This is a genomic window from Alistipes ihumii AP11 (assembly GCF_025144665.1).
GTDB lineage: Bacteria > Bacteroidota > Bacteroidia > Bacteroidales > Rikenellaceae > Alistipes_A > Alistipes_A ihumii.
This window is the reverse complement of sequence record NZ_CP102294.1, coordinates 69,568-89,059: the sequence shown is the minus strand read 5'-3', so window position 1 is coordinate 89,059 and position 19,492 is coordinate 69,568. Positions and strand designations below refer to the sequence as shown.

The window sequence follows — 19,492 nt, the reverse complement described above, 5'->3', positions numbered from 1 at the left end:
AAAGAACGACGCAAACGGCCCGCGTCCGTCTGCGAAAATCCCTCCGGGCTTGCAGAAAACGGAACGGGATTCGGCCCCGCCGGCCGACGAAAGGCTCGTTTTTCACGGACGAACCGTTTCTACGGATATACAGAAACCGATACGGGCGAGATAACCGTCCTCCGCCTTCAGCCAATTCGAAACCGAACATGCCGTCTTTGGCACAAACGCGCAGGCGCCGCATGAATACCCGAAACGACCGCATATGTTTGAACCCGAACGAATACTATACGAAGACAACCATCTGATCGTCGTGAACAAGCGCTCCGGCGAGCTGGTCCAGCCCGATCCGACGGGCGATCCGGCTCTCGAGGACGAAGTCAAGGAGATGATCCGCGTCCGCGACGGCAAGCCCGGAGCCGTCTTTCTGGGCGTCGTACACCGGATCGACCGCCCGGTCAGCGGAGCGGTCCTGTTCGCCAAAACGAGCAAGGCGCTCGCGCGCATGAACGAGACGGTCAAAAACAGACGTATCCGCAAAATCTATTGGGCTATTACTGAGAACCGTCCCTCGCCCGAATCGGGAAGTCTCAGGCATTTCCTCATGCGCGACGGGCGGACGAACCGTACGAAGGCCTACGACCGTCCGGTCCCCGACGCCAAGGAAGCCCGGCTCGACTACCGGCTACTGGCTGAAAGCGATCGTTACCGGCTGCTCGAAATCGAGCTGCTCACCGGAAGACACCACCAAATACGAGCCCAATTGTCGAAGATAGGATGCCCGATCCGCGGCGATCTGAAGTACGGAGCCCCGCGCTCGAACCGCGACGGCAGCATCTCGCTGCATGCCCGCTCGATCGAGTTCGTCCATCCGGTCCGCCGCAGTCCGGTCCTCATCACGGCGCCGGTACCGCCGCAGGATAACCTGTGGAAATATTTCGAACAGACCGCCGGGCAGCAACAGTCCTCCAGCATCGGAGGAAACGGCTTGTAAGGTCCTGCCCGGCCATGCGAGCGAAACAGGATATTCCGGGGCTTGCCGCGCGACCGAACGGCGATAGAGAACGGATATTTTGCGGAACGGTCCGCCGCAGCCCCTGAGCCCTGAACTCGAATGCGGATCGTCATGCACCGGCCTTGACCGGAAGCCATAACCGCATCGCGGGAAACGGGCTCCGATACATAGGCTCAGAGGATTCCGCCGGCAAACGAACCGAACCGGACGACGAAATCGATGGATCGCGAACAATTTTACCGAGAAATATACGACATCGTGAGGGCTATTCCGCCCGGCCGCGTCGCAACCTACGGGCAGATCGCCTCGCTGGCTGGCAGGCCGCTGTGCTCGCGCATGGTAGGACAGGCGCTGCATCGGGCTCCGGCATCGTCCCGCCTGCCTTGCCACAGGGTGGTGAACAGTCAGGGACGGACGGTTCCCGCCTGGCCCGAACAAAAAATCCTGTTGGAAAACGAAGACGTAGCCTTCAGGTCCAACGGCCATGTCGACATGCGGCGCAGCCGCTGGAATCCGGAGACCGAGTAAAAGCCGCTTTCCAAAAGCCGATATCGGACTCGCCATGGTCCTCTTCGGAAGGCTCGACACGGATGCAAAAAAGCGGAGCCGCCCCTCAGGGACAGCTCCGCTCGACTCAACGGCTCAGAGCCTATTTCTTAGCCTCTTCTACCGACACCTTGCGGAAATCCTTCAGCAGCTTGCTCAACTCCAGCGCAGCCTTGCGGGCACGGGTTCCGGCAGCCTTGTTGTTCTTCTCTACCTGAAGATCGGCGTTCTCGGTGAATGCGGCGATCTGCTCCTTGATTTGAGCTACTAACTCTTTCATAACGATATTCTTTTAAAGATTAAACATTCGGACATACTCCCCGGGCCTTATTATACGACCCTCGCATACGCGACCCGGAGCCTCGTTGCCGCATGCAAATATAGCAATTCCCCAATAAATTAGAAGAAAGCGGTCCATTTTTTACCTCTCCGAGCCGATTTTATCGGCGATTCCAGATGCAACGATAATTGAAACGCCGGTTCGGCGCCGTGTCCCCGTGCAAGCAGAGCGAAATGGGGTCCTCCAGTTCATAGGCGTTGTCGCTCCACTTGAAGTCGAACGTAAACCCGTCGCCGGTCAGGCCCAGCAGCTTCCGAGGCACGATGACCTCCAGCCTGTTTCCCTCGTAGCGGTAAGGCAGCTCGGCCGCCTCGATCCATTGCTCCGAATCGGAATCGTAGCGCATCAGCGTCGTCGTCCGGCCGTCCTTCACTTTCTTGTTGATCACGAAGTCATAGCCGTACCAGCCGGTCGAGGAATCGTTGTCGGCATCGATCAGCAGCAGCATCCAGTTGTTTCCGTCGCTCGGCGTCAGCGCATCGGCCGTTTCGGCATAAAACCCGATCGCGCGCCGTCCGACAGCCACCTTGGCGGTCAGAATATCGTTCCGGCCCGAAGTATCGACATAGTGCAGCCCGGCGTAGCCTTTCGCATCGCGGTGGAACACGTCGCCGCGCGTATCGCGGTACTCGGTCGTCACGGCATCCCACTCGCCGAAATCGCCGTCGGCTTTCGCCTCGGCATAGCCCTCGAGGCGCGGAATCGGACGGGCGCCCTTATAACGCCTCAGATTCTGGGCCATCTGCATGTAATAGTTATCGGTATAGCCGCCCTTGACAGGATGAATGCAGCGGTTGAACTCGGCGTTGTACTGATCGACGAAAAAGAAAGGACTCTGTCGGCGGAGCCAGGACACTGTCTTACCTTCGCCGCCGGGCTGGTATTTGCCGGCCGTCCACTCGTTCCAGTCGTTGATATAGAGGAACTCGGGATCGCACGCGAGCGCCTCGTCCCAGCGTTCCTGAAAGTAAATGCCGTAATGCTCGGGATGCTCGACCGTCTTGCCGAGCCAGGGCACATAGGTCGGAACGGGCAGGTCGTGCTCGTCGAGCTGCGGCTCGCCCGATGCGCGCGACCACGATTTCCCGACGCCGATCGGCTCGGTCCCGCCCATCGTCACCGGATGCTGGGCCGGCGTCACGGCAGCCTGCTCGCGCCGACCGTTATGCGTCGAAAGCAACTCTTCGGGCTTCAGGGCGGCTACCTTCGGATCGGCCATGTTATAGCCGAAGCTCCAGTTGTCCTCCGTGCCGACGAAACGCTCGCCTCCCCACTCGTAATAGCCCCACCACATCGTGCGCAGCGTGAAAAAGTCTTTCACCTCGGACGTGTAATCTTTGTATACCTTCTCCGTATAGTCCGGATCGCCGAAATGCGGATTGGCAGGATTCGTCACCGCGTCCGGATCGTAGTGCGGATTGGTATTCGAAATGCTTCTCTCCGCGGCATCGATCCCCGGACGGCTGTTGTAGAGCAGCAGCGGCTTGCCGTCCCACTCGAACCACAGGTCGGAATAGAGACCGGGCTTGTATATGCGGTCGTAGAGATCCTGCACGACGGTAATCACCGGACCGTTGAACGCCCAGAAACAGAACTTGGGCACTTTGTTTCCCTCGGCCTTCATCCGTTGCATCGTACGGAAGATCACGTCCCACTCGTCCCAGTAGCGGACGGCGTTGGTCACGTCCATGATCATCACGTCGACGCCCGCATCGGCCAGCATCGAGACGTCCTTACGAATCACCCACTCGTCCTGACTGAGAAAATAGCCCATCTCGGGCTCGCCCCAGTGATAGGAGCCTTCCTTCCAGAGCGGATGATGCGCATCGAGACGCGCGGACGGGTCCTGTTCCAGAATCTTCGTCACATCCGCCGTATAGGGACTTTTCAGGTTGTGCAGTCCCTGCGTATGCCAGGTAATGTAGAAAATACCCACTACGCGGCGCTGGTCATTCTTCGGCAGGCCGACCTCCTCCTCGGTCGGCATCGTTCGTCCCACCGCATCGGTGGCGACCCACGTGTCGGGATAAATGTCGCGGAAGGAGGCCGTATCGGCCCTCTCCGACCCTGCAACCGAGACCTCGGCCCGATCTCCGGCACGGAGAACCGTGGCCGCCGAGACGCAGGCGATCGCCACGCCCAAACGGACACAGCGTTCGATCGTTCTTCTTTTTTTCATAACAGTTTAGGTTTAAGTTCAGGTCGGCTACCGCCGGCGGAATTCCCTTTCACCGAATTCACGTCCCGGAACGACAGCCATACAAATTTATCAAATTTTCGATCAAGCCGCTCCGTCCGTTATGAAAAATATCGAGAACGACGCTTACCTCCCGCCGGTTCCCCGGTCCGGCCAGCCGAGGAAACGGAAATCGCGGACGACGGGCAAACGGGACGGCGAAACCGAAAACAGCCGTCCGCCACCGGCTTTAGCCCGGAATTTGCAAGAGAAGCCCCGCCGGCAGCCCGGAACAGGAACCGGCGCCCGTAAGGCAACATCCGTTTTTAAAAGTCGTCCATGCACGTTTCACGCCCATATCGAGTCGGAATCATCGCCGCGCTGGCTTTGTTGTGCATGGCACCGAATCCGGCGGCCGCCCGCACGTCCGAGAAAAGCCCGAAAACGCCGGAAATCGCCGGCGATATCGCTGCGGTCGCCCTCCCGGCTGCCGGACTGATCGTCTCGCTGGCTGTCGGAGACCGTCAAGGCGTCAAGCAACTGGCTCTGGCGTGCGCCGCCGATCTGGCCGTCGGCTACGGGTTGAAATACGCGATCGGCAAATCCCGGCCGGCAGGACACGAAGGGCCGGCCTTCCCGTCCATTCACTCGGCGGTCGCCTTCGCCGGAGCATCGTACATCCAACGACGCTACGGCTGGAAATTCGGAGCTCCGGCCTACGCGCTGGCCGTCTATGTCGGCTGGAGCCGCATCGGAGCCGGCGCGCGAAAACACGACATTTGGGACGTGCTCGCCGGAGCGGCTTTGGGAGCGGGCTGCGGTTACCTGTTTACGAAGCCCTACCGCAAACGGCGGACGTCGCTCGCCGTCGTTCCGGTCGGCCCGGTCGGCGAATGCGTCGGAGTCCGCGCCGCCCTCGTGTTCTGAGTCATCCAAGCGCAAACGAGCGGATCGGACCGCGCGTTGGGCGGCACAACACCGGTGTCCTCCTATCGAGCCTTGTCCGAAACGGACAAACCGTCCCGCCGAGCGTCCGAGAGCATCGGTCCGAAAAAACGGGCGGCCACGGGCGGCAGGGCATCAACCGGATGTAGGTTTCGCCTTTCCTCGGACCTCCGCACTCGTCCGACAGGCAGACTCGCATGCCGGACCAGAGCGAATGCGGCCATGCCGGTAATTCAGAAAATCGTCCACCCGCGCGGCTTGATCGCAAAACCGATCCGCCAGTAGCTGTGGAACTGCCGGTATTCGATCATGCTTTCGGCATAACCATTGTAATATTGCAGGAAAAGATACTGATTGCTGCGTCTCGAAAGCCGGTAGCCCGCCTCAAGACGCAGGTTCGCGTTCAGGTTCCAGCCGCCGCGTTTGACGACCAGCAGCGAGAGGCGGACCCGCTCGTCGAGGCTCTTGTAATTGACGGCTGCCTGGCCGTAGCCTCCGTAGCGTACATAGTCGGGATTGTCGGAAAGCCCCATCGGAATCCAGAGCTTGAGCTCCCCGCTGAAGCGCCGGTTGAACTCGAATATCCCCGTCAGCGAAATCCGGTTCCAGCTGCGCGACGAATCGCCTCCCCGGCCGTTCGACTCATGCTCGAACTGCAGCATCCCGAGTCCCACGAGCTTGTCCCGGCGGGTAATCGGAGTGCCCAGCCCGAGCGTCGGGTTATAATTGCTCTCGGCGAAAGGTTTCGATTTCTTGTATATATCCCAAAAGGACTTCTGCGTATAGGTAAGGAACAGGTAAGTATGAAAAGGAAGCACGCCCTTGATCAGGCGGTGACGGATGCTGATCTGAAACTTAGCGTCGGAATTGTTCTTGGTCAGCTTCCCGCCCGAAAAGCTCGAGCCCGTGACGAAGTAGTTATCCTTGTAAATTCCGAACGGAGGAACCGACTCCAGCCGGCTGTAGACCTCGGCCGTGTCGGGAAACCGCTCCGGATCGGGATGACGCCGGTGCTTCTGGGCTTCCGCCGAACCGAGGCACGACAAGATCAGCAGAAGGGCCGCTATTTTTTTCCTCATGTTTCGATCCGATATAATTAATGGGTGCCGGGCACGTTGTTCCGACGCACCGAAAACGGTCCGGGAACGGACAGGAATCCGCAGCTCCCGGCGAATCCCGCTCCGACCTGTTCTCGGTTCCCTACTGATTCCCCGCGTCGCCCTGCACGGAACCATACGTTCAATTCCCGGGCCGGAACGGCGGTCGCCTCCCTACGCGACGAATTTCGGCCATGCGCGGAATCTCGGTTTGGCCGTCCCTCGGAAAGCACCGGACTCCCGAACGCGGAACCGGCTTTTATTGCAGAAAAAAAACGCCCCGCATCGAATGCAAATTTGGACAAAGAGCCGCGAATATACAACCTCCGGACAGTTCCATATTCCTGCAAAAATATCCGATTCGTCAGATTGTCGTCCGATAACCGGAACTTATTTGTTAAGTTTGTCCTGAACTCAACGTCATAGCCATGAAAGAGCACAACATCCCGCGCCTCGACCTGACGACGATCAATCCGGAAGCCCGGGAGAACATCGAAACGATCGGCCACGATCTGGCCGTGTTCGACGACTTCGGCGGAGTTCCGGTTTTCGAATATCCGAGCCGGATCAATCTGGCCGTGCTCTCCCTGTGTCTCAGCGGAGAGGCCAGCGCCAGCATCAACCTCAAGGAATACACGTTCCGTACCAACGACATGCTCATTCTGATGCCCGGGCAAATCGTCCAGCGACACGGCGAGAGCGACGATTTTACCGGTTGCGCATTCGCCATATCGACCGATTTCGTCAAAAACTCGCTGCTGGGAATCCAGCAGTTCCTGCCCGTTTTTCTGCGACTCAAGGACGATCCGTGCCTGCGCCTGAATCCGGACGAAATCGTCCGGATACTGGAGTACCACTCGTTCCTCCGGCAGAAAATGAGGCAGAAAAGCCACCGTTACCAGCGTGAGATCGCCCTGTCGCTGCTTCATGCGCTTTTCTTCGACATAGCCCACATATTCGATCAGCACCAGCCGGTCTGTCCAAAGCCCCAGACTCGAAAGGACGAGCTCTTCGAGCTGTTCATACGCACGGTCGGCGAGCACTATAAGCAGCAACGGAGCGTAGCGTTCTACGCCGACAAGCTCTGCCTGACGCCGAAGCACCTGTCGAACGTAATCAAGGAGCTGACGGGAAAATCGGCCAGCCAGTGGATCGACGACTACGTCGTACTCGAAGCCAAAACCCTGCTCAAGTCGACCAACCTGACGATACTCCAGATTTCCGAGGAACTCCACTTCGCCAACCAGTCCTTCTTCGGAAAATACTTCAAGCAGCACACGGGCCTGTCCCCCATGCGATACAGACGGTCCTGAGGCCAAGAATCGACCGAGACCTGCCGCAAGCCTTCCCTTGCGCGGCGCTCCCGGCTCGTATCGGGGATGCCGCCCCGCAAAGCGCCGACCCGACGAAAAAAAGCGGAGGATCGCTCCTCCGCCCTGCGTTCGCGACGCAGCCCCCAAATCGGAGGCTTCACCTCGCTCAGTAGTTGTTCTTCTTCGGTTCGAAATAGGCCTTGGGATGGCTGCACGACGGGCACATCTCGGGCGCGTTCTTGCCCTTGTGCACATACCCGCAGTTGCGGCACTGCCATTCGATCTCCTCGTCGCGCTCGAACACCTTGTCCGCCTCGACGCGTGCGAGCAAAGTCCGGTACCGGGCCTCATGCTCGGCCTCGACTTTCGAGATGAAGCGGAACGTCGCGGCAACGGCGGGGAATCCCTCCTCGTCGGCCACCCGCGCGAACTCGGGGTAGAGCTCGGTCCACTCTTCGTTCTCGCCCGCGGCCGCAGCCGCCAGGTTCTCCCGCGTCGTCGCTATGACGCCGGCCGGATAGCTGGCCGTAATCTCGACCATGCCGCCTTCCAGAAACTTGAAGAAACGTTTGGCATGCTCCTTTTCCTGATCGGCCGTCTCGAGAAAGACGCCCGCGATCTGTTCGAAACCTTCCTTCTTGGCCACGCTGGCGAAGAACGTGTAGCGCGTGCGCGCCTGCGATTCACCGGCGAACGCCTTGAGCAGATTCCGCTCGGTCTTGGTTCCTTTGATACTTTTTCCCATCTTGCTTTAAGTTTTAAATGACACCGGCACCGGTCGTCGGTATTTTTTCCATAAGCAAAGATAAGATAAATGCGCGAATACGACGCATTTCCGCCTATCATAAAATACGATCAGGCCATAAGCCGGAACTATCGCGGGAAAAGCGGCGCGAACCGCACGGCCCCGTCTCCCCCCCGAAAATGTTGCTCGGCCGATTAAAAATAGATATCTTTGGCAGGCGCTTCGGCCGATAGGAAACCCTTTCCGAATCCGAACGGGCACCTTACAAATACTGTTATGAGCGATTCGATCAAACACGAGTGCGGCATCGCCATGATCCGCCTGCTGAAACCCGTCGATTTCTATCTAAAAAAATACGGCTCGGCCTTTTACGGGCTGAACAAAATGCACCTGCTGATGGAAAAGCAGCACAACCGGGGACAGGACGGAGCCGGACTGGCCAACATCAAGCTCTATCCCGAGCCCGGATGCGTCTACATCGACCGCGAGCGCTCGAACACCGCCACGCCTATCAAAGACGTTTTCCAGCGCATCGAGTCGCGGATCGCGGAGGCGACGGCGAAAAACCCCGAGCGGCTCCGCGACGCGCAGTGGCTCAAGCGCCATGTCGGATTCACCGGCGAGGTGTTCCTCGGCCATCTGCGCTACGGCACGTTCGGCAAGAACAACATCGAGAACGTGCATCCCGTCTCGCGCGAGAACAACTGGATGACGCGCAGTCTGGTACTGGCCGGCAATTTCAACCTGACGAACATCGACGAGCTGTTCCGGCGCCTGATCGAACTGGGACAGTACCCGCCGGCGACAACCGACACCGTGACGATCCTCGAACGCATCGGACATTTCCTCGACCGCGAGAACGACGACAAATACCGCTATTTCAAAGATAAGGGATACTCCAAGCAGCAGATTACCGACCTGCTGGCCAAGCATATCGACCTGAAAGAGGTCGTCTCGCTGGCAGCCCGTCGCTGGGACGGCGGCTACGTGATGGCCGGCATGATCGGGCACGGCGACGCGTTCGTCATGCGCGACCCCTGCGGCATCCGTCCGGCGTTCTACTACCGCGACGACGAAGTAGTCGTGGCCGCCTCGGAACGCGCGGTGATCCAGACCGTATTCAACAAGCCCTACGAGCAGGTCCGGGAACTGGAGCCGGGCCATGTGCTGCTCGTCCGCCGCGACGGGGACTTCTCGGTCGAACCGTTCACCGCGCCGCAGCCCATCCGCCCCTGCTCGTTCGAACGAATCTACTTCTCGCGCGGAAGCGACCGCGACATCTACCGCGAACGCAAGCGGCTGGGCGCGCTGCTCGTGCCGCAAATCCTGCGCAGCATCGACCACGACATCGAAAATACGGTTTTCTCCTATATTCCCAATACGGCCGAGAGCGCCTTTTTCGGACTGGTCGGAGGATTGGACGAATACTGCCAGCATATCCGCGCCGAAAGGATTCTCCGCGAGAACGGCTCGCTCACCGAACAGCGGCTCAAGGAGATCCTGCGGTTCAAGCCCCGTTTCGAGAAAGTGGCGATCAAGGACGTCAAGATGCGGACGTTCATCACGCAGGACAACGACCGCGACGATCTGGTGGCCCACGTCTACGACATCACCTACGGCACGATACGTGCCGGAAAAGACAATCTGGTGATCCTCGACGATTCGATCGTGCGGGGCACGACGCTGCGGCAGAGCATCGTCCGGATACTCGACCGGCTCGAGCCGCGCAAGATCGTCGTCTGCTCGTCGGCCCCGCAGATCCGCTATCCGGACTGCTACGGGATCGACATGTCGCGACTGGGCGACTTCGTCGCCTTCCGGGCCGCTGTCGAACTGCTGCGCGAAAGCGGACGGCAGACGCTCATCGACGACGTCTACCGCGAATGTCTCGAGCAGTTGCAAGGCGAGCGAAGCCAAGCCGCGAACTGCGTCAAACGAATCTACGAGCCGTTCACCGACGAGCAGATTTCGGCTAAGATCGCGCAGATCATCAAGGCGCCGGATATCCGCTCGCAGGTCGAAGTGATCTACCAGACCGTGCCGAACATGCACGAGGCGATCCCCGCGCACGGGGGCGACTGGTACTTCACCGGCGACTACCCTACCCCGGGCGGCAACGCGGTCGCCGATCAGGCGTTCGTCAACTTTTACGAGAAACGCAACGAAAGAGCATATTAAACCAAGACGGCCGTCCGGGACCGAGCGAGCGACACGGCGGAGAAAGAAATCCCGTTCCCGTCTCAACCACGAATACGAATACCTTATGAGCCGAACCCTTCCGTTCAAGTTGCTGTTGTCGGCGCTGCTGCTGTTGCCGGCCATCGGGCTCGAAGCCCAGAAACCCGATCCGGTCGCATGGGAAACCTCCGTCGAGAGCATGGGCGAAGACGTATACCTGCTCCGGATCGAGGCCCGGATCGAAGCGCCCTGGCACATATACGACACGGGGCCTTACGAAGGCGGCCCCAACCCGACGACCATCTCTTTCGAATCGAACCCGGATGCGGAGCTGATCGGCGGCATCGCGGAACCCGCGCCTCCCCGCCGGGTCCGCGACGAGCTGTTCGGCATGGAAATCGGGACCTATGCCTCGAAAGCCGTGTTCACCCAGCGGGTACGGCTCAAAAAGGCCGGCGACATTACGCTGAAGGCTACCGTCGAATGGATGGCCTGCGACGAAGGCAGCTGTCTGCCGCCCGAAGAGCGGACTCTGACGTTCACGATACGCGGAGCCTCGGCAGGACAGACAGCGGGCGGCACGGGTGCAACCGGTACCGAGAGACCGGCGCAGGCGGAAACGAAACCTGCTCCGGACATACGGCAGACGACCGAAGCCCGAGGCCGGGCAAACGAGGCGGCGGACGGACAGAGTCCCCTCTCGCAGACGAAAATTTCTTTCGGCGACAAGCCGTCCCCGAAAGCGGACTCGCCGACCGAGGATCGGACAGACAAGGCGGAAGCCGCCGCTTCCGCCGAACCGGACGGACAGGAAAGCGCACTCCGGCCTGCCGCCTCGTCTGCCCAAGAGACCGGAGGATCACTGTGGGCCGCCATCGTCGAGGCCATGCTGTGGGGACTGGCGGCCCTGCTGACACCCTGCGTCTTTCCGATGATTCCGATGACCGTGTCGTTTTTCATGAAAGGCAGCGAGAACCGGACGCGGGGCCGATTCAGAGCGCTGGCCTACGGACTTTGCATCGTCGGACTCTACACGTTGCCTATCACGATCATCATCGTCATCACCAACCTCTTCGGACAGGGAACCGTCACGGCCGACATTTTCAACTGGCTGGCCACGCACTGGATTCCGAACGTGATCTTCTTCCTCGTCTTCATGGTTTTCGCCGCCTCCTTTTTCGGAGCGTTCGAGATCACGATGCCGAGCCGTTTGGTGAACCGAAGCGACGAACGGGCGGACCGGGGCGGCCTGACAGGTATCTTTTTCATGGCGCTGACGCTCGTGCTGGTCTCGTTCTCGTGCACGGGCCCGATCGTGGGTTCCGTACTGATCAAGTCGACTTCGGGCGAGATATGGGCTCCCGTTTTCACGATGCTGGCCTTCTCGGTCGTGTTCGCGCTGCCCTTCACGCTGTTCGCCCTGTTCCCCTCGCTGCTGAACCGCCTGCCCAAAAGCGGAGGCTGGCTCAATTCGGTCAAGGTCGTACTGGGATTTCTGGAGCTCGCGCTCGGACTGAAGTTCCTCAGCGTCGCCGACCAAACCTACCATTGGGGAATTCTCGACCGGGAAGTATATCTGGCGCTGTGGATCGTCATCTTCTCGCTGCTGGGCTTTTATCTGCTCGGCAAGCTGCGTTTCAAACACGACAGCGAGGTGAAATCGATCGGCGTCGCACGGCTGCTGCTGTCGGTCGTCACGTTCTCGTTCGTCGTATACCTGATCCCCGGCATGTGGGGCGCTCCGCTGAAAGGCATATCGGGCTACCTGCCGCCGCTCGAAACTCAGGACTTCGTGCCTGCCGTACCGTCGCCTTCGGCCGCCGTACCGGACAAAGACGCGTTTCCCAAGCCGAAGCACAGCGACTTTCTGAAGCTGCCGCACGGTCTCCGGGGCTTTTTCGATCTGGACGAGGCCGCACAGTACGCTCGTCAGGTCGGGAAGCCCCTGTTTGTCGACTATACGGGACACGGCTGCGTCAACTGCCGGGAAATGGAGGCCAAGGTTTGGTCGGACCCGCAGGTGCTGCGACTGCTGCGCGACGACTTCGTGATCGTCGCGCTGTATTCCGATGATAAGAAGGTCCTGTCCGAAAGCGAGTGGATCGCCACGCCGGACGGACGGACGCTCAAAAGCATCGGGAAGATCAATGCCTATCTGGCCCACAAGCGGTTCGGAATCAATTCGCAACCCTACTACCTGATCCTCGGGCCCGACGAGCGGCCGCTGGTCCCGGGACGGGGCTACAACCTCGATGTGCAGGCGTTCGTCGATTTTCTGGAAGAAGGGCTGCTCAATTATCGGGCGCTGAAATGACGCCTCGAACCGTCCGACAGACCGTCGCGCACCGGCGACCGGCGGCAGCGGCCGGCCGGACGGCCCCGTCGAAAATCGCAGAGGCTTTGCAAAATCGTGAAAAGATTTTACCTTTGTCGGCGGAAAAGCGAGGCTGCCCGCAAGAGAGGAATAACCTCTACGGACAAACGGGAAGAACAGGTTTTAAGCCGGCTTCACGGAGCCCGTCGGAGGGCAAGTTTAAGCCTCGAATCACATAAGGACCCATAGCTCAGTTGGTTAGAGCAGCGGACTCATAATCCGAAGGTCGTGGGATCATGCCCCTCTGGGTCCACGACAGACACTGCCGAAGCATTTCGGCGGTGTCTGTTTTTCTTCATCGGTCTCGTTCCCCGGACGGCCGGGACAAACCGTTTCTCCCGAACGCAGACGCAACGCCCTCCGAATGCGGGACCCAAGCCATAAAGCCGGAAAACATCGCCGGAAATACCCAAATCCGCCGGCAGGCTTTTCCATTCCGATATATTTCCTTATATTAGCAGGACAAACAAACCCAACAAACCGGATCAGGCGACGGTGCCTGACTCATTCACCCGGCAACACGGAATCACTTTCCATGCGGACCGTCGGTCCGACAAAAACAGTGAATTATGAAAAAAGTGGTAGCACTATGCACAGGCATGCTGTTGCTGGCCGGATGCAACGGCAGTACGAAAGGCTGTCGGGAGCCTTACCGAGAAAGAAAAGGCATTCTCGGAATCTCATGGAGAATCGAATCGTTCAAGCTGATCTTCCCTAAATACGACGATTGCCGGAATCCCGGCATAATAGCCGAAGACGACTGGAAGCTCTTCCTGTTCGACGGAGTGAAAAACGCCGGAGCGGAACTGGATTACGACCTGATCGAGCCGCAACTGCCCGCCGGATCGCCCCGACCGTTCAGCATATCGGAATACGAATTCGAGCCCGGCGACTTCACTGCCCTGCGCCTCGATAACGTCTGCGCCAAGCCGGGCGTCCGCTATTGCATAGAGTTCAAGCGCAAGGGAAGCAGGCCGAAAGCGACGCGGGTCAGGGTCTATCTGATCGTCAAGCCCAACGTGGACTGGGAACGGAGAATGATGTTTCCCGACGATCTGGCCGGCCAGCCGATCTGACCTCCAGAAACGACGATCGGTCGGCAGTCGTCCGATCCCGCACCGCTCGGCATTTCCGTCCCCGGAGAGTACGGAACGATGCACCGCCCGCATACCGGAAGAGACCGGTTACGCAGCTCGGGGCCCGGACTGTCCCCAATCCGGGAGGGAGCAGGCAACGGAGCATAAAACGGACTAAGCCATGCGCCGGGTTCGGACCGATGCGGCCCAAGGCGGCAAAATAAGAAGATACGGACAGAATCTTCGGGAAAGACATTCCCCGCCGAACGGGAAAGTTCGTCGGAACGAGCCGATCCCGGAACGGCTTCCGCCCCAAGCCGGCCGGCTCAGCCGATCGCCATTTCCTGCTGCTCTTCCTCGGTCAGCTTGCGCGTACAGAAGAACCAGTCGTGGCACGTCACGCCATCGGCCGGATGCTCTTCCTGACGGTCCAGAGCATCCATCGTACCGGGCGACGGTACGACGACCTCGTCGCCGGGCCGCCAGTCGGCCGGCAGCGAAACATGGAAACGATCGATCGTCTGAAGCCCGACGAGCACTCGTCTGAGCTCGTCGAAATTGCGTCCGAGCGCCAGCGGATAATAGATGATCGCACGGATGACCGCGTCGGGATCGATAAAGAATACGGCACGGACGGCTTTCGTCCCGCTCTCGCCGGGATGAATCATACCGTACAGCGTAGCGACGTGCATCGAAACGTCGTCGATCAGCGGGAAGCGCACGTCGACGTTTTTCATGCCGTTGAACTCGATCCGCTCGCGAATCGTATGAAGCCATGCCAGATGGCTCGAGAGGCTGTCGACCGACAAACCGATCAATTGGCATCCGAGCCTTTCGAAATCGCGGGACATCGCCCCGAAAGTCATGAACTCGGACGTGCAGACCGGCGTGAAATCGGCCGGATGGCTGAAAAGAAGGACCCATTTGCCCTTGAAATCGTCGGGGAACCGGATCGGCCCCTGCGTTGTCGAAGCCGTGAAGGCGGGGGCTTTCTCCCCGATTCTCGGCACGGAGTGCGTTTGATTTTCCATAATTCCTTTTTTGATGATCGTATCCGACGGCGGGCGAACAGGGTCCTTGCAAAAAACGCTGCGACGGAACGGACGAATCACTCGGTTTCCGTTTCGTAGTCGTCGTACAGGTTGTTCAGTTCGAACCATGCGCTGTCGAGCTGCTGGTGCCACAGTTCCAATACCTCGTCCGGAGTATTCTCCGGCGCGCGGTCGATCCGCTTGCGCATCTCGGCTATTTCGTATTCGAGTTCTTCGCGTCTTCCCATATTCGTTTCCGCTCAATCGGGCGGAAAGCGATAACTTTTCACCCGGTCATACCGGCGGCTCCGCCGTCTCTACGCTCCGTACAAATCCCGTGCTAATCTGCCGCCGAGGCGGACGCAATCTTCTCCGTATAGCGCAAAAGCCTGAAACCGCCGAGAGGGGGATCGCACGGGCAGCCGTCGCCGAACGTTCCGCAACCCGAAAGGGAAAAAACCACCTTTCCGAACAAGCGGTCCGAGACCGGTCCGGCAACGGAATGCCGCCGCACATGTTGTCCGAAAAAGAAGAATATATCGGACTAAAAATGAAATATCTCCGAAAAAATACTATCTTTGCCTCGCAATGGTTTCCGAGACGGCGAATTCCGCTTCGCCGAGCAGGAATTAATAGGGAATGCCGTGCGAATCGGCAACAGTAACCGCTGCTGTATGTCTCTGCCCTGCGCCGGAAGAAGCGTCTTCTGCAGGGTCAAAAAGTTTTAAAATTTATGTCACTGGCGCCGCTGTCGTCGGGAAGGCTTTAAAACAGAGACGAGTCAGAAGACCTGCCTGAGCGAACGGATTTTACTTGCCTGCGGTTTATGGGTGGTAATCATTCGATGTCGCGCGCCGGCCGGCGCGTATCTTTCCGGAGGGTATTTCTCACCCGTACATCGCTTGCTGTAAAATCTCCATATCATTTTTAACCAAATTTACAGCAATGATGAAAAAGCTACTGTTCTGTTTTCTGGCCGCAGCGCTCGTGCTGACGTCGTGCTCGAAGGACGACTCGCTGCCGCTGCCCGAAGTCTCGAAGGTCGAGATCATCGGCGCGACCGAAGGCCAAATGAAAATCACGACGGGCCAGACCGTCGGCTTCTCGGTCGAGTGCGAAAACGTCGCGATCGACCGCTACGAATGGATCGTCAACGAAAAAATCGAAAGCGAAAGCGTTAGGTTCGACTTCACGCCTGCGCAGCGCGGCACGTACGATATTTCGGTCAATCTTTACAACGCCGACGGCGGAGTCACGACCAAACAGATCGGAGAGTTGCAGGTAGTCGATCCGGCTCCCGTCATCGCGTCGATCTCCTGCAACGACGAAGCGCTGAGCGACCCGGTCGAGGTGGCCGTGGGAACGGCTGTCAAGCTGACCGTCGAGGTATCGAACGTCGAAGTAGCGAGCTACGTATGGACGATCGACGGCGACACGGTCGAGACCGCTACCGGCGCGACGCTGGACATTCCGGTCTCCGACCGGAGCGGATCGCTGGCCGTTACCGTTTCGGCCGTCAATCTGGACGGGATCGCGTCGGAAGACTCGGCGTTTACGGTCAATTTCAACGGTCCCTACAAGAACGGGTTATGGATATTCGGCTCGACTGCCGGCGGACTGGGCTTTTTCGATCCGAGCGGCGAGGGAACGTTCTACGAGGATAACCTGTATACGACCGTCAACGGCGAAAGTACGGGCAGCACGAACGGAATCAACGACCTGAGCATTTACGACAACAAGCTCTATATCCTGATTCCGAATAACCAGTCCAACCGTTCGGCCGTCATCGCCTGCGACGCCCAGACGCTCAAGAAGGAAAAAATCATTACGGCCGAGGGCTTCGATCCCGCCACGCTTCAGTCCTCATCGGAAATCTACAATCTGCAGGTAATCGACACCAGCAAGTTCTATGTACTGTATAATTCAAGCAACGCCAATAACCAGACCGGCATCGGCGTGCTGAAGGTCGCTCCGGACGGAATGAATACGTTCACGACGATCGACGCCACATACGGTGCGGTCGGCGTCGACGGCCCGTGCTACTCGCACATGGTCAAGAACGGGAAATACATCATGGTCGGCAACGGTAACAAGATCGCGGTGATCGACACCGAAACCGACCAGGTAATCCGGACGATCGACGTGGACGAGGACCGTCAGGTCTGCGACGTCGTGAAGGGCCGCGACGGCAAATTCTACGCCGTAGTGGCGGGAAAAATCGACAAGACGGCAAATCCGTTCTGGATGTGGGGAACGACAGCCACTTCCTCCGCGTCGGTACTGACGATCGATCCGCAGACCTATGCGACGACCGAGCGGACGTTGGCGATAGAGGGGCTTCCGATGGTCAGCGTGGGCAACGGCCTGTACGGCTGCATGGCATGCGCCTCGGCGACAAGCGACGAGCTGTTCATCAAACAAGAGGGATATTCGGCCACCCAGATTTACCGGTACGACTGCCAAACAGGCAAAACGAGCGTTTTCGCCACGACGAGCCGATCGCTGGCCAAATACATGACCGCCACTCCCGATGGCCTGCTCTACGTTCCTACGACGGATTTCTATCACGTCTATACGGAAGTATACCGTATAAGCGACGGTACCCGAATGACCGGCGTCGAGTCCCGAATCGGCAAAGTCGCAGGCGATGGCGGCATCGTTTCGACCTACTCCTTCGCCGAATAACGGAACCGAACATCCATTCACAAGGCAAACGACACCATGCAATACACTGCGATAATGAATAAAATCCTTACTGCATTGACACTCATGCTCGCGGCAGGTCTCGCGGGCTGTTCAAAAGACGACGGGGCGAACGTTCCGATCACGGGTATCTCGATCACCGAGACGAAAACCGTACAGATCGGACAGACGGTGCAACTGACCGTCACGGTTATGCCCGAAAACGCGACGGAAAAGCCGGACTTCGCATGGAGCAGCTCCGATTCCGGAGTGGCGACCGTCGACGACTCGGGCAACGTAACGGCGCATAGCACGGGCGACGCCATCATCACGGTCCGGCTCCGCAGCAACGAAGCCGTCCAGGCGACGTGCACGGTAACGGGTTCCGAGGAAACGGCCGAGTACGATCCCGACGAAGTAGTCGAATTCGAGGACTCCAAGTTCCAAGCCCTTACCCTGTATTACGACAAGAACAACGACGGAAAACTGCAGGCATGGGAAGCCGCGCTGGTCACCGAGCTGGAACTGAGCGGCCAGTCGATCAAATCGCTCCAGGGCATCGAATATTTTACGGAGCTCGAAAGTCTCAATTGCACGAGCAACCTGCTCACGTCGCTCGACGTGACGAACAACCGGAAACTCCGGGCCCTCTGGTGCAAATCGAACCAGATCGTATCGCTCGACGTGACTCCGCTACGCGATCTGCAGATACTCAACTGCGAGAGCAACCGCCTCACGTCGCTCGACGTATCGCAGAACACGGAACTGGTCCACTTGCTGTGCGGCATGAACAACGGCGCCATGACCGACGACGACGGCATTACGAAAATCGACGTATCGAACAATCCGAAGCTCGAAACGCTCAGCGTCTACTACCTGAATATCAGCGAACTCGACGTGACGAACAACCCGAGTCTCAAGAAACTCGATTTCGGCATGTGCTGCCATACGCGCTGGGGAGACCTGACTCCGATCGAGCATATCGATCTGAGCCGTAATCCCGAACTGGAGGAACTGAACTGCGCGAGCAGCAACTATCCCGGCTTCGGCCTCGACGAGCTCGACGTGTCGAACAACCCGAAACTCAAACGGCTGACCACATACGGAAACCCGAAGCTCGGATCGCTCGACCTGAGCCGGAATCCCGAACTGAAGACACTCAACTGCTGCCATAACTCGCTGTCGGCACTCGACGTGACGAAATGCCCGAAGATCGACACGCTCTACTGCGCCTACAACGAAATCGGCACGCTCGACCTGACACAAAGCGCCGAGCTGGTATGGATCAACTGTCAGAACAACCGGATCGACAAGCTCGACGTGAGCAATACGAAGATCGGCTACCTGATGGCGTCCGACAACCGGATCGCTTCGGTCAACATGGGCGACAAGACGTTCGACACGCCGAGCCCTTCCGGAAGCGGCTACGAGGACGCAGGACTGCCCTATCTCTATATCAATCTGAACAACAATCAGCTGACGGACATCGACCTGTCGAAACAAAAATATCTCTATTGGCTGGAAATCAGCGGCAACCGACTGACGTCGCTCGACCTGACCGGTTGCTCGAAAGTGGGCGGCGTGCTGTGCGGCGACAACAGCTTGACAAGCCTCGTGCTCGACGGATGCACGCGGCTGTGGGAACTGCGCTTCGCCAATAACGGGCTGAGCGGAGAACTGGACCTGTCGCCGTTCTCGCTGACGAGAATCGCATCCGAAGGCAACCGGCTCGAAACGATCTATGTTCCGCAGGACTTCGATCCGGACGCGACCTATTTCATGGGCGGAGTCGGAACGCTGCCCTGCTACACGAAAGACGCGGAAACGGACTGGGTCAAGAAATAGGAAACCGGAACGAGCGCCCGTTTATGAGAAAAACGTTCCGGCCGACGGCCGGAACGTTTTTTTCTGATATCACGATATCCGAGATGGTATCCGAACGTGTCCGTAACCAAGTTCTCCACCGACGACACAGCAAGACGAGCGCCGGGCCCT

General features: G+C 58.8%; 15 protein-coding genes, 1 tRNA gene and 1 riboswitch. Of the genes, 10 read left to right on the top strand and 6 right to left on the bottom strand.

Annotation, left to right across the window (positions count from 1 at the left end; all coding sequences use genetic code 11):
• Positions 1-244 precede the first annotated feature (244 nt).
• Together NQ491_RS00380 and NQ491_RS00375 are read left to right on the top strand one after the other, a co-directional pair.
• The gene (locus NQ491_RS00380) at positions 245-973 is read left to right on the top strand and encodes an RluA family pseudouridine synthase (RefSeq protein WP_019245353.1); all 729 of its coding nucleotides are present in this window, start codon (positions 245-247) and stop codon (positions 971-973) included.
• A gap of 240 nt (positions 974-1,213) precedes the next feature.
• Positions 1,214-1,522: an MGMT family protein gene (locus tag NQ491_RS00375; RefSeq protein WP_019245354.1), complete on the top strand. Its 309-nt coding sequence runs from the start codon at positions 1,214-1,216 to the stop codon at positions 1,520-1,522.
• A gap of 121 nt (positions 1,523-1,643) precedes the next feature.
• Here the strand turns inward: NQ491_RS00375 and NQ491_RS00370 are convergent, their stop codons facing one another.
• Positions 1,644-1,820, bottom strand: coding sequence for a histone H1-like protein Hc1 (locus tag NQ491_RS00370; RefSeq protein ID WP_019245355.1), 177 nt, complete (start codon positions 1,818-1,820; stop codon positions 1,644-1,646).
• Between the two features lie 160 nt (positions 1,821-1,980).
• On the bottom strand, positions 1,981-4,059 hold the full coding sequence (locus tag NQ491_RS00365; protein WP_019245356.1) for a hypothetical protein: 2,079 nt from the start codon (positions 4,057-4,059) through the stop codon (positions 1,981-1,983).
• Between the two features lie 336 nt (positions 4,060-4,395).
• Between NQ491_RS00365 and NQ491_RS00360 the strand changes: the two genes are divergently transcribed.
• A complete protein-coding gene (locus tag NQ491_RS00360; protein ID WP_074431110.1) occupies positions 4,396-4,983 on the top strand; it encodes a phosphatase PAP2 family protein in 588 nt (195 codons plus the stop codon).
• A 251-nt stretch (positions 4,984-5,234) separates the two neighbouring features.
• Here the strand turns inward: NQ491_RS00360 and NQ491_RS00355 are convergent, their stop codons facing one another.
• Positions 5,235-6,080: a phospholipase A gene (locus NQ491_RS00355; protein WP_019245358.1), complete on the bottom strand. Its 846-nt coding sequence runs from the start codon at positions 6,078-6,080 to the stop codon at positions 5,235-5,237.
• A gap of 446 nt (positions 6,081-6,526) precedes the next feature.
• Here NQ491_RS00355 and NQ491_RS00350 point away from each other — a divergent pair, with 446 nt between their 5' ends.
• Complete coding sequence (locus NQ491_RS00350; RefSeq protein ID WP_019245359.1) at positions 6,527-7,411, top strand: helix-turn-helix domain-containing protein; 885 nt, start codon at positions 6,527-6,529, stop codon at positions 7,409-7,411.
• Between the two features lie 166 nt (positions 7,412-7,577).
• Here the strand turns inward: NQ491_RS00350 and rbr are convergent, their stop codons facing one another.
• Complete coding sequence (gene rbr, locus NQ491_RS00345; protein ID WP_019245360.1) at positions 7,578-8,156, bottom strand: rubrerythrin; 579 nt, start codon at positions 8,154-8,156, stop codon at positions 7,578-7,580.
• A gap of 276 nt (positions 8,157-8,432) precedes the next feature.
• On the opposite strand from rbr, the gene NQ491_RS00340 reads away from it, so the two are divergent.
• From NQ491_RS00340 to NQ491_RS00325, 4 genes are all read left to right on the top strand, one after another.
• Entirely contained in the window at positions 8,433-10,334 is a 1,902-nt protein-coding gene (locus NQ491_RS00340) for an amidophosphoribosyltransferase (protein WP_019245361.1), read from the top strand.
• An 85-nt stretch (positions 10,335-10,419) separates the two neighbouring features.
• Positions 10,420-12,648 (top strand): protein-disulfide reductase DsbD family protein, encoded by a 2,229-nt coding sequence (locus NQ491_RS00335; RefSeq protein ID WP_019245362.1) that lies wholly within the window; start codon positions 10,420-10,422, stop codon positions 12,646-12,648.
• Positions 12,649-12,887: 239 nt separating this feature from the next.
• Positions 12,888-12,961: transfer RNA gene (locus NQ491_RS00330), tRNA-Ile, on the top strand.
• Between the two features lie 316 nt (positions 12,962-13,277).
• Positions 13,278-13,784 (top strand): hypothetical protein, encoded by a 507-nt coding sequence (locus tag NQ491_RS00325; RefSeq protein ID WP_147524845.1) that lies wholly within the window; start codon positions 13,278-13,280, stop codon positions 13,782-13,784.
• 326 nt (positions 13,785-14,110) lie between these two features.
• On the opposite strand, the gene NQ491_RS00320 is transcribed toward NQ491_RS00325, so the two are convergent.
• Positions 14,111-14,815, bottom strand: a complete 705-nt coding sequence (locus NQ491_RS00320; RefSeq protein WP_026089567.1) for a peroxiredoxin — start codon at positions 14,813-14,815, stop codon at positions 14,111-14,113.
• Between the two features lie 77 nt (positions 14,816-14,892).
• Positions 14,893-15,063: a hypothetical protein gene (locus tag NQ491_RS00315; RefSeq protein WP_019245365.1), complete on the bottom strand. Its 171-nt coding sequence runs from the start codon at positions 15,061-15,063 to the stop codon at positions 14,893-14,895.
• A 324-nt stretch (positions 15,064-15,387) separates the two neighbouring features.
• Positions 15,388-15,627, top strand: a riboswitch (cobalamin riboswitch).
• A 133-nt stretch (positions 15,628-15,760) separates the two neighbouring features.
• Here NQ491_RS00315 and NQ491_RS00310 point away from each other — a divergent pair.
• Complete coding sequence (locus NQ491_RS00310; protein ID WP_019245367.1) at positions 15,761-17,500, top strand: DUF5074 domain-containing protein; 1,740 nt, start codon at positions 15,761-15,763, stop codon at positions 17,498-17,500.
• 54 nt (positions 17,501-17,554) lie between these two features.
• The gene (locus tag NQ491_RS00305) at positions 17,555-19,342 is read left to right on the top strand and encodes an Ig-like domain-containing protein (protein WP_157365661.1); all 1,788 of its coding nucleotides are present in this window, start codon (positions 17,555-17,557) and stop codon (positions 19,340-19,342) included.
• Positions 19,343-19,492: the final 150 nt, after the last annotated feature.

Excerpts from the sequence above, each read along its gene's own strand:
- NQ491_RS00325 (WP_147524845.1), top strand. The coding sequence starts at position 13,278 with ATGAAAAAAGTGGTAGCACTATGCACAGGCATGCTGTTGCTGGCCGGA.
- NQ491_RS00340 (WP_019245361.1), top strand. The coding sequence starts at position 8,433 with ATGAGCGATTCGATCAAACACGAGTGCGGCATCGCCATGATCCGCCTG.
- NQ491_RS00365 (WP_019245356.1), bottom strand. The coding sequence starts at position 4,059 with ATGAAAAAAAGAAGAACGATCGAACGCTGTGTCCGTTTGGGCGTGGCG.
- NQ491_RS00360 (WP_074431110.1), top strand. The coding sequence starts at position 4,396 with ATGCACGTTTCACGCCCATATCGAGTCGGAATCATCGCCGCGCTGGCT.
- NQ491_RS00320 (WP_026089567.1), bottom strand. The coding sequence starts at position 14,815 with ATGGAAAATCAAACGCACTCCGTGCCGAGAATCGGGGAGAAAGCCCCC.
- rbr (WP_019245360.1), bottom strand. The coding sequence starts at position 8,156 with ATGGGAAAAAGTATCAAAGGAACCAAGACCGAGCGGAATCTGCTCAAG.
- NQ491_RS00315 (WP_019245365.1), bottom strand. The coding sequence starts at position 15,063 with ATGGGAAGACGCGAAGAACTCGAATACGAAATAGCCGAGATGCGCAAG.
- NQ491_RS00380 (WP_019245353.1), top strand. The coding sequence starts at position 245 with ATGTTTGAACCCGAACGAATACTATACGAAGACAACCATCTGATCGTC.
- NQ491_RS00355 (WP_019245358.1), bottom strand. The coding sequence starts at position 6,080 with ATGAGGAAAAAAATAGCGGCCCTTCTGCTGATCTTGTCGTGCCTCGGT.
- NQ491_RS00350 (WP_019245359.1), top strand. The coding sequence starts at position 6,527 with ATGAAAGAGCACAACATCCCGCGCCTCGACCTGACGACGATCAATCCG.
- NQ491_RS00305 (WP_157365661.1), top strand. The coding sequence starts at position 17,555 with ATGAATAAAATCCTTACTGCATTGACACTCATGCTCGCGGCAGGTCTC.
- NQ491_RS00335 (WP_019245362.1), top strand. The coding sequence starts at position 10,420 with ATGAGCCGAACCCTTCCGTTCAAGTTGCTGTTGTCGGCGCTGCTGCTG.
- NQ491_RS00375 (WP_019245354.1), top strand. The coding sequence starts at position 1,214 with ATGGATCGCGAACAATTTTACCGAGAAATATACGACATCGTGAGGGCT.
- NQ491_RS00370 (WP_019245355.1), bottom strand. The coding sequence starts at position 1,820 with ATGAAAGAGTTAGTAGCTCAAATCAAGGAGCAGATCGCCGCATTCACC.
- NQ491_RS00310 (WP_019245367.1), top strand. The coding sequence starts at position 15,761 with ATGATGAAAAAGCTACTGTTCTGTTTTCTGGCCGCAGCGCTCGTGCTG.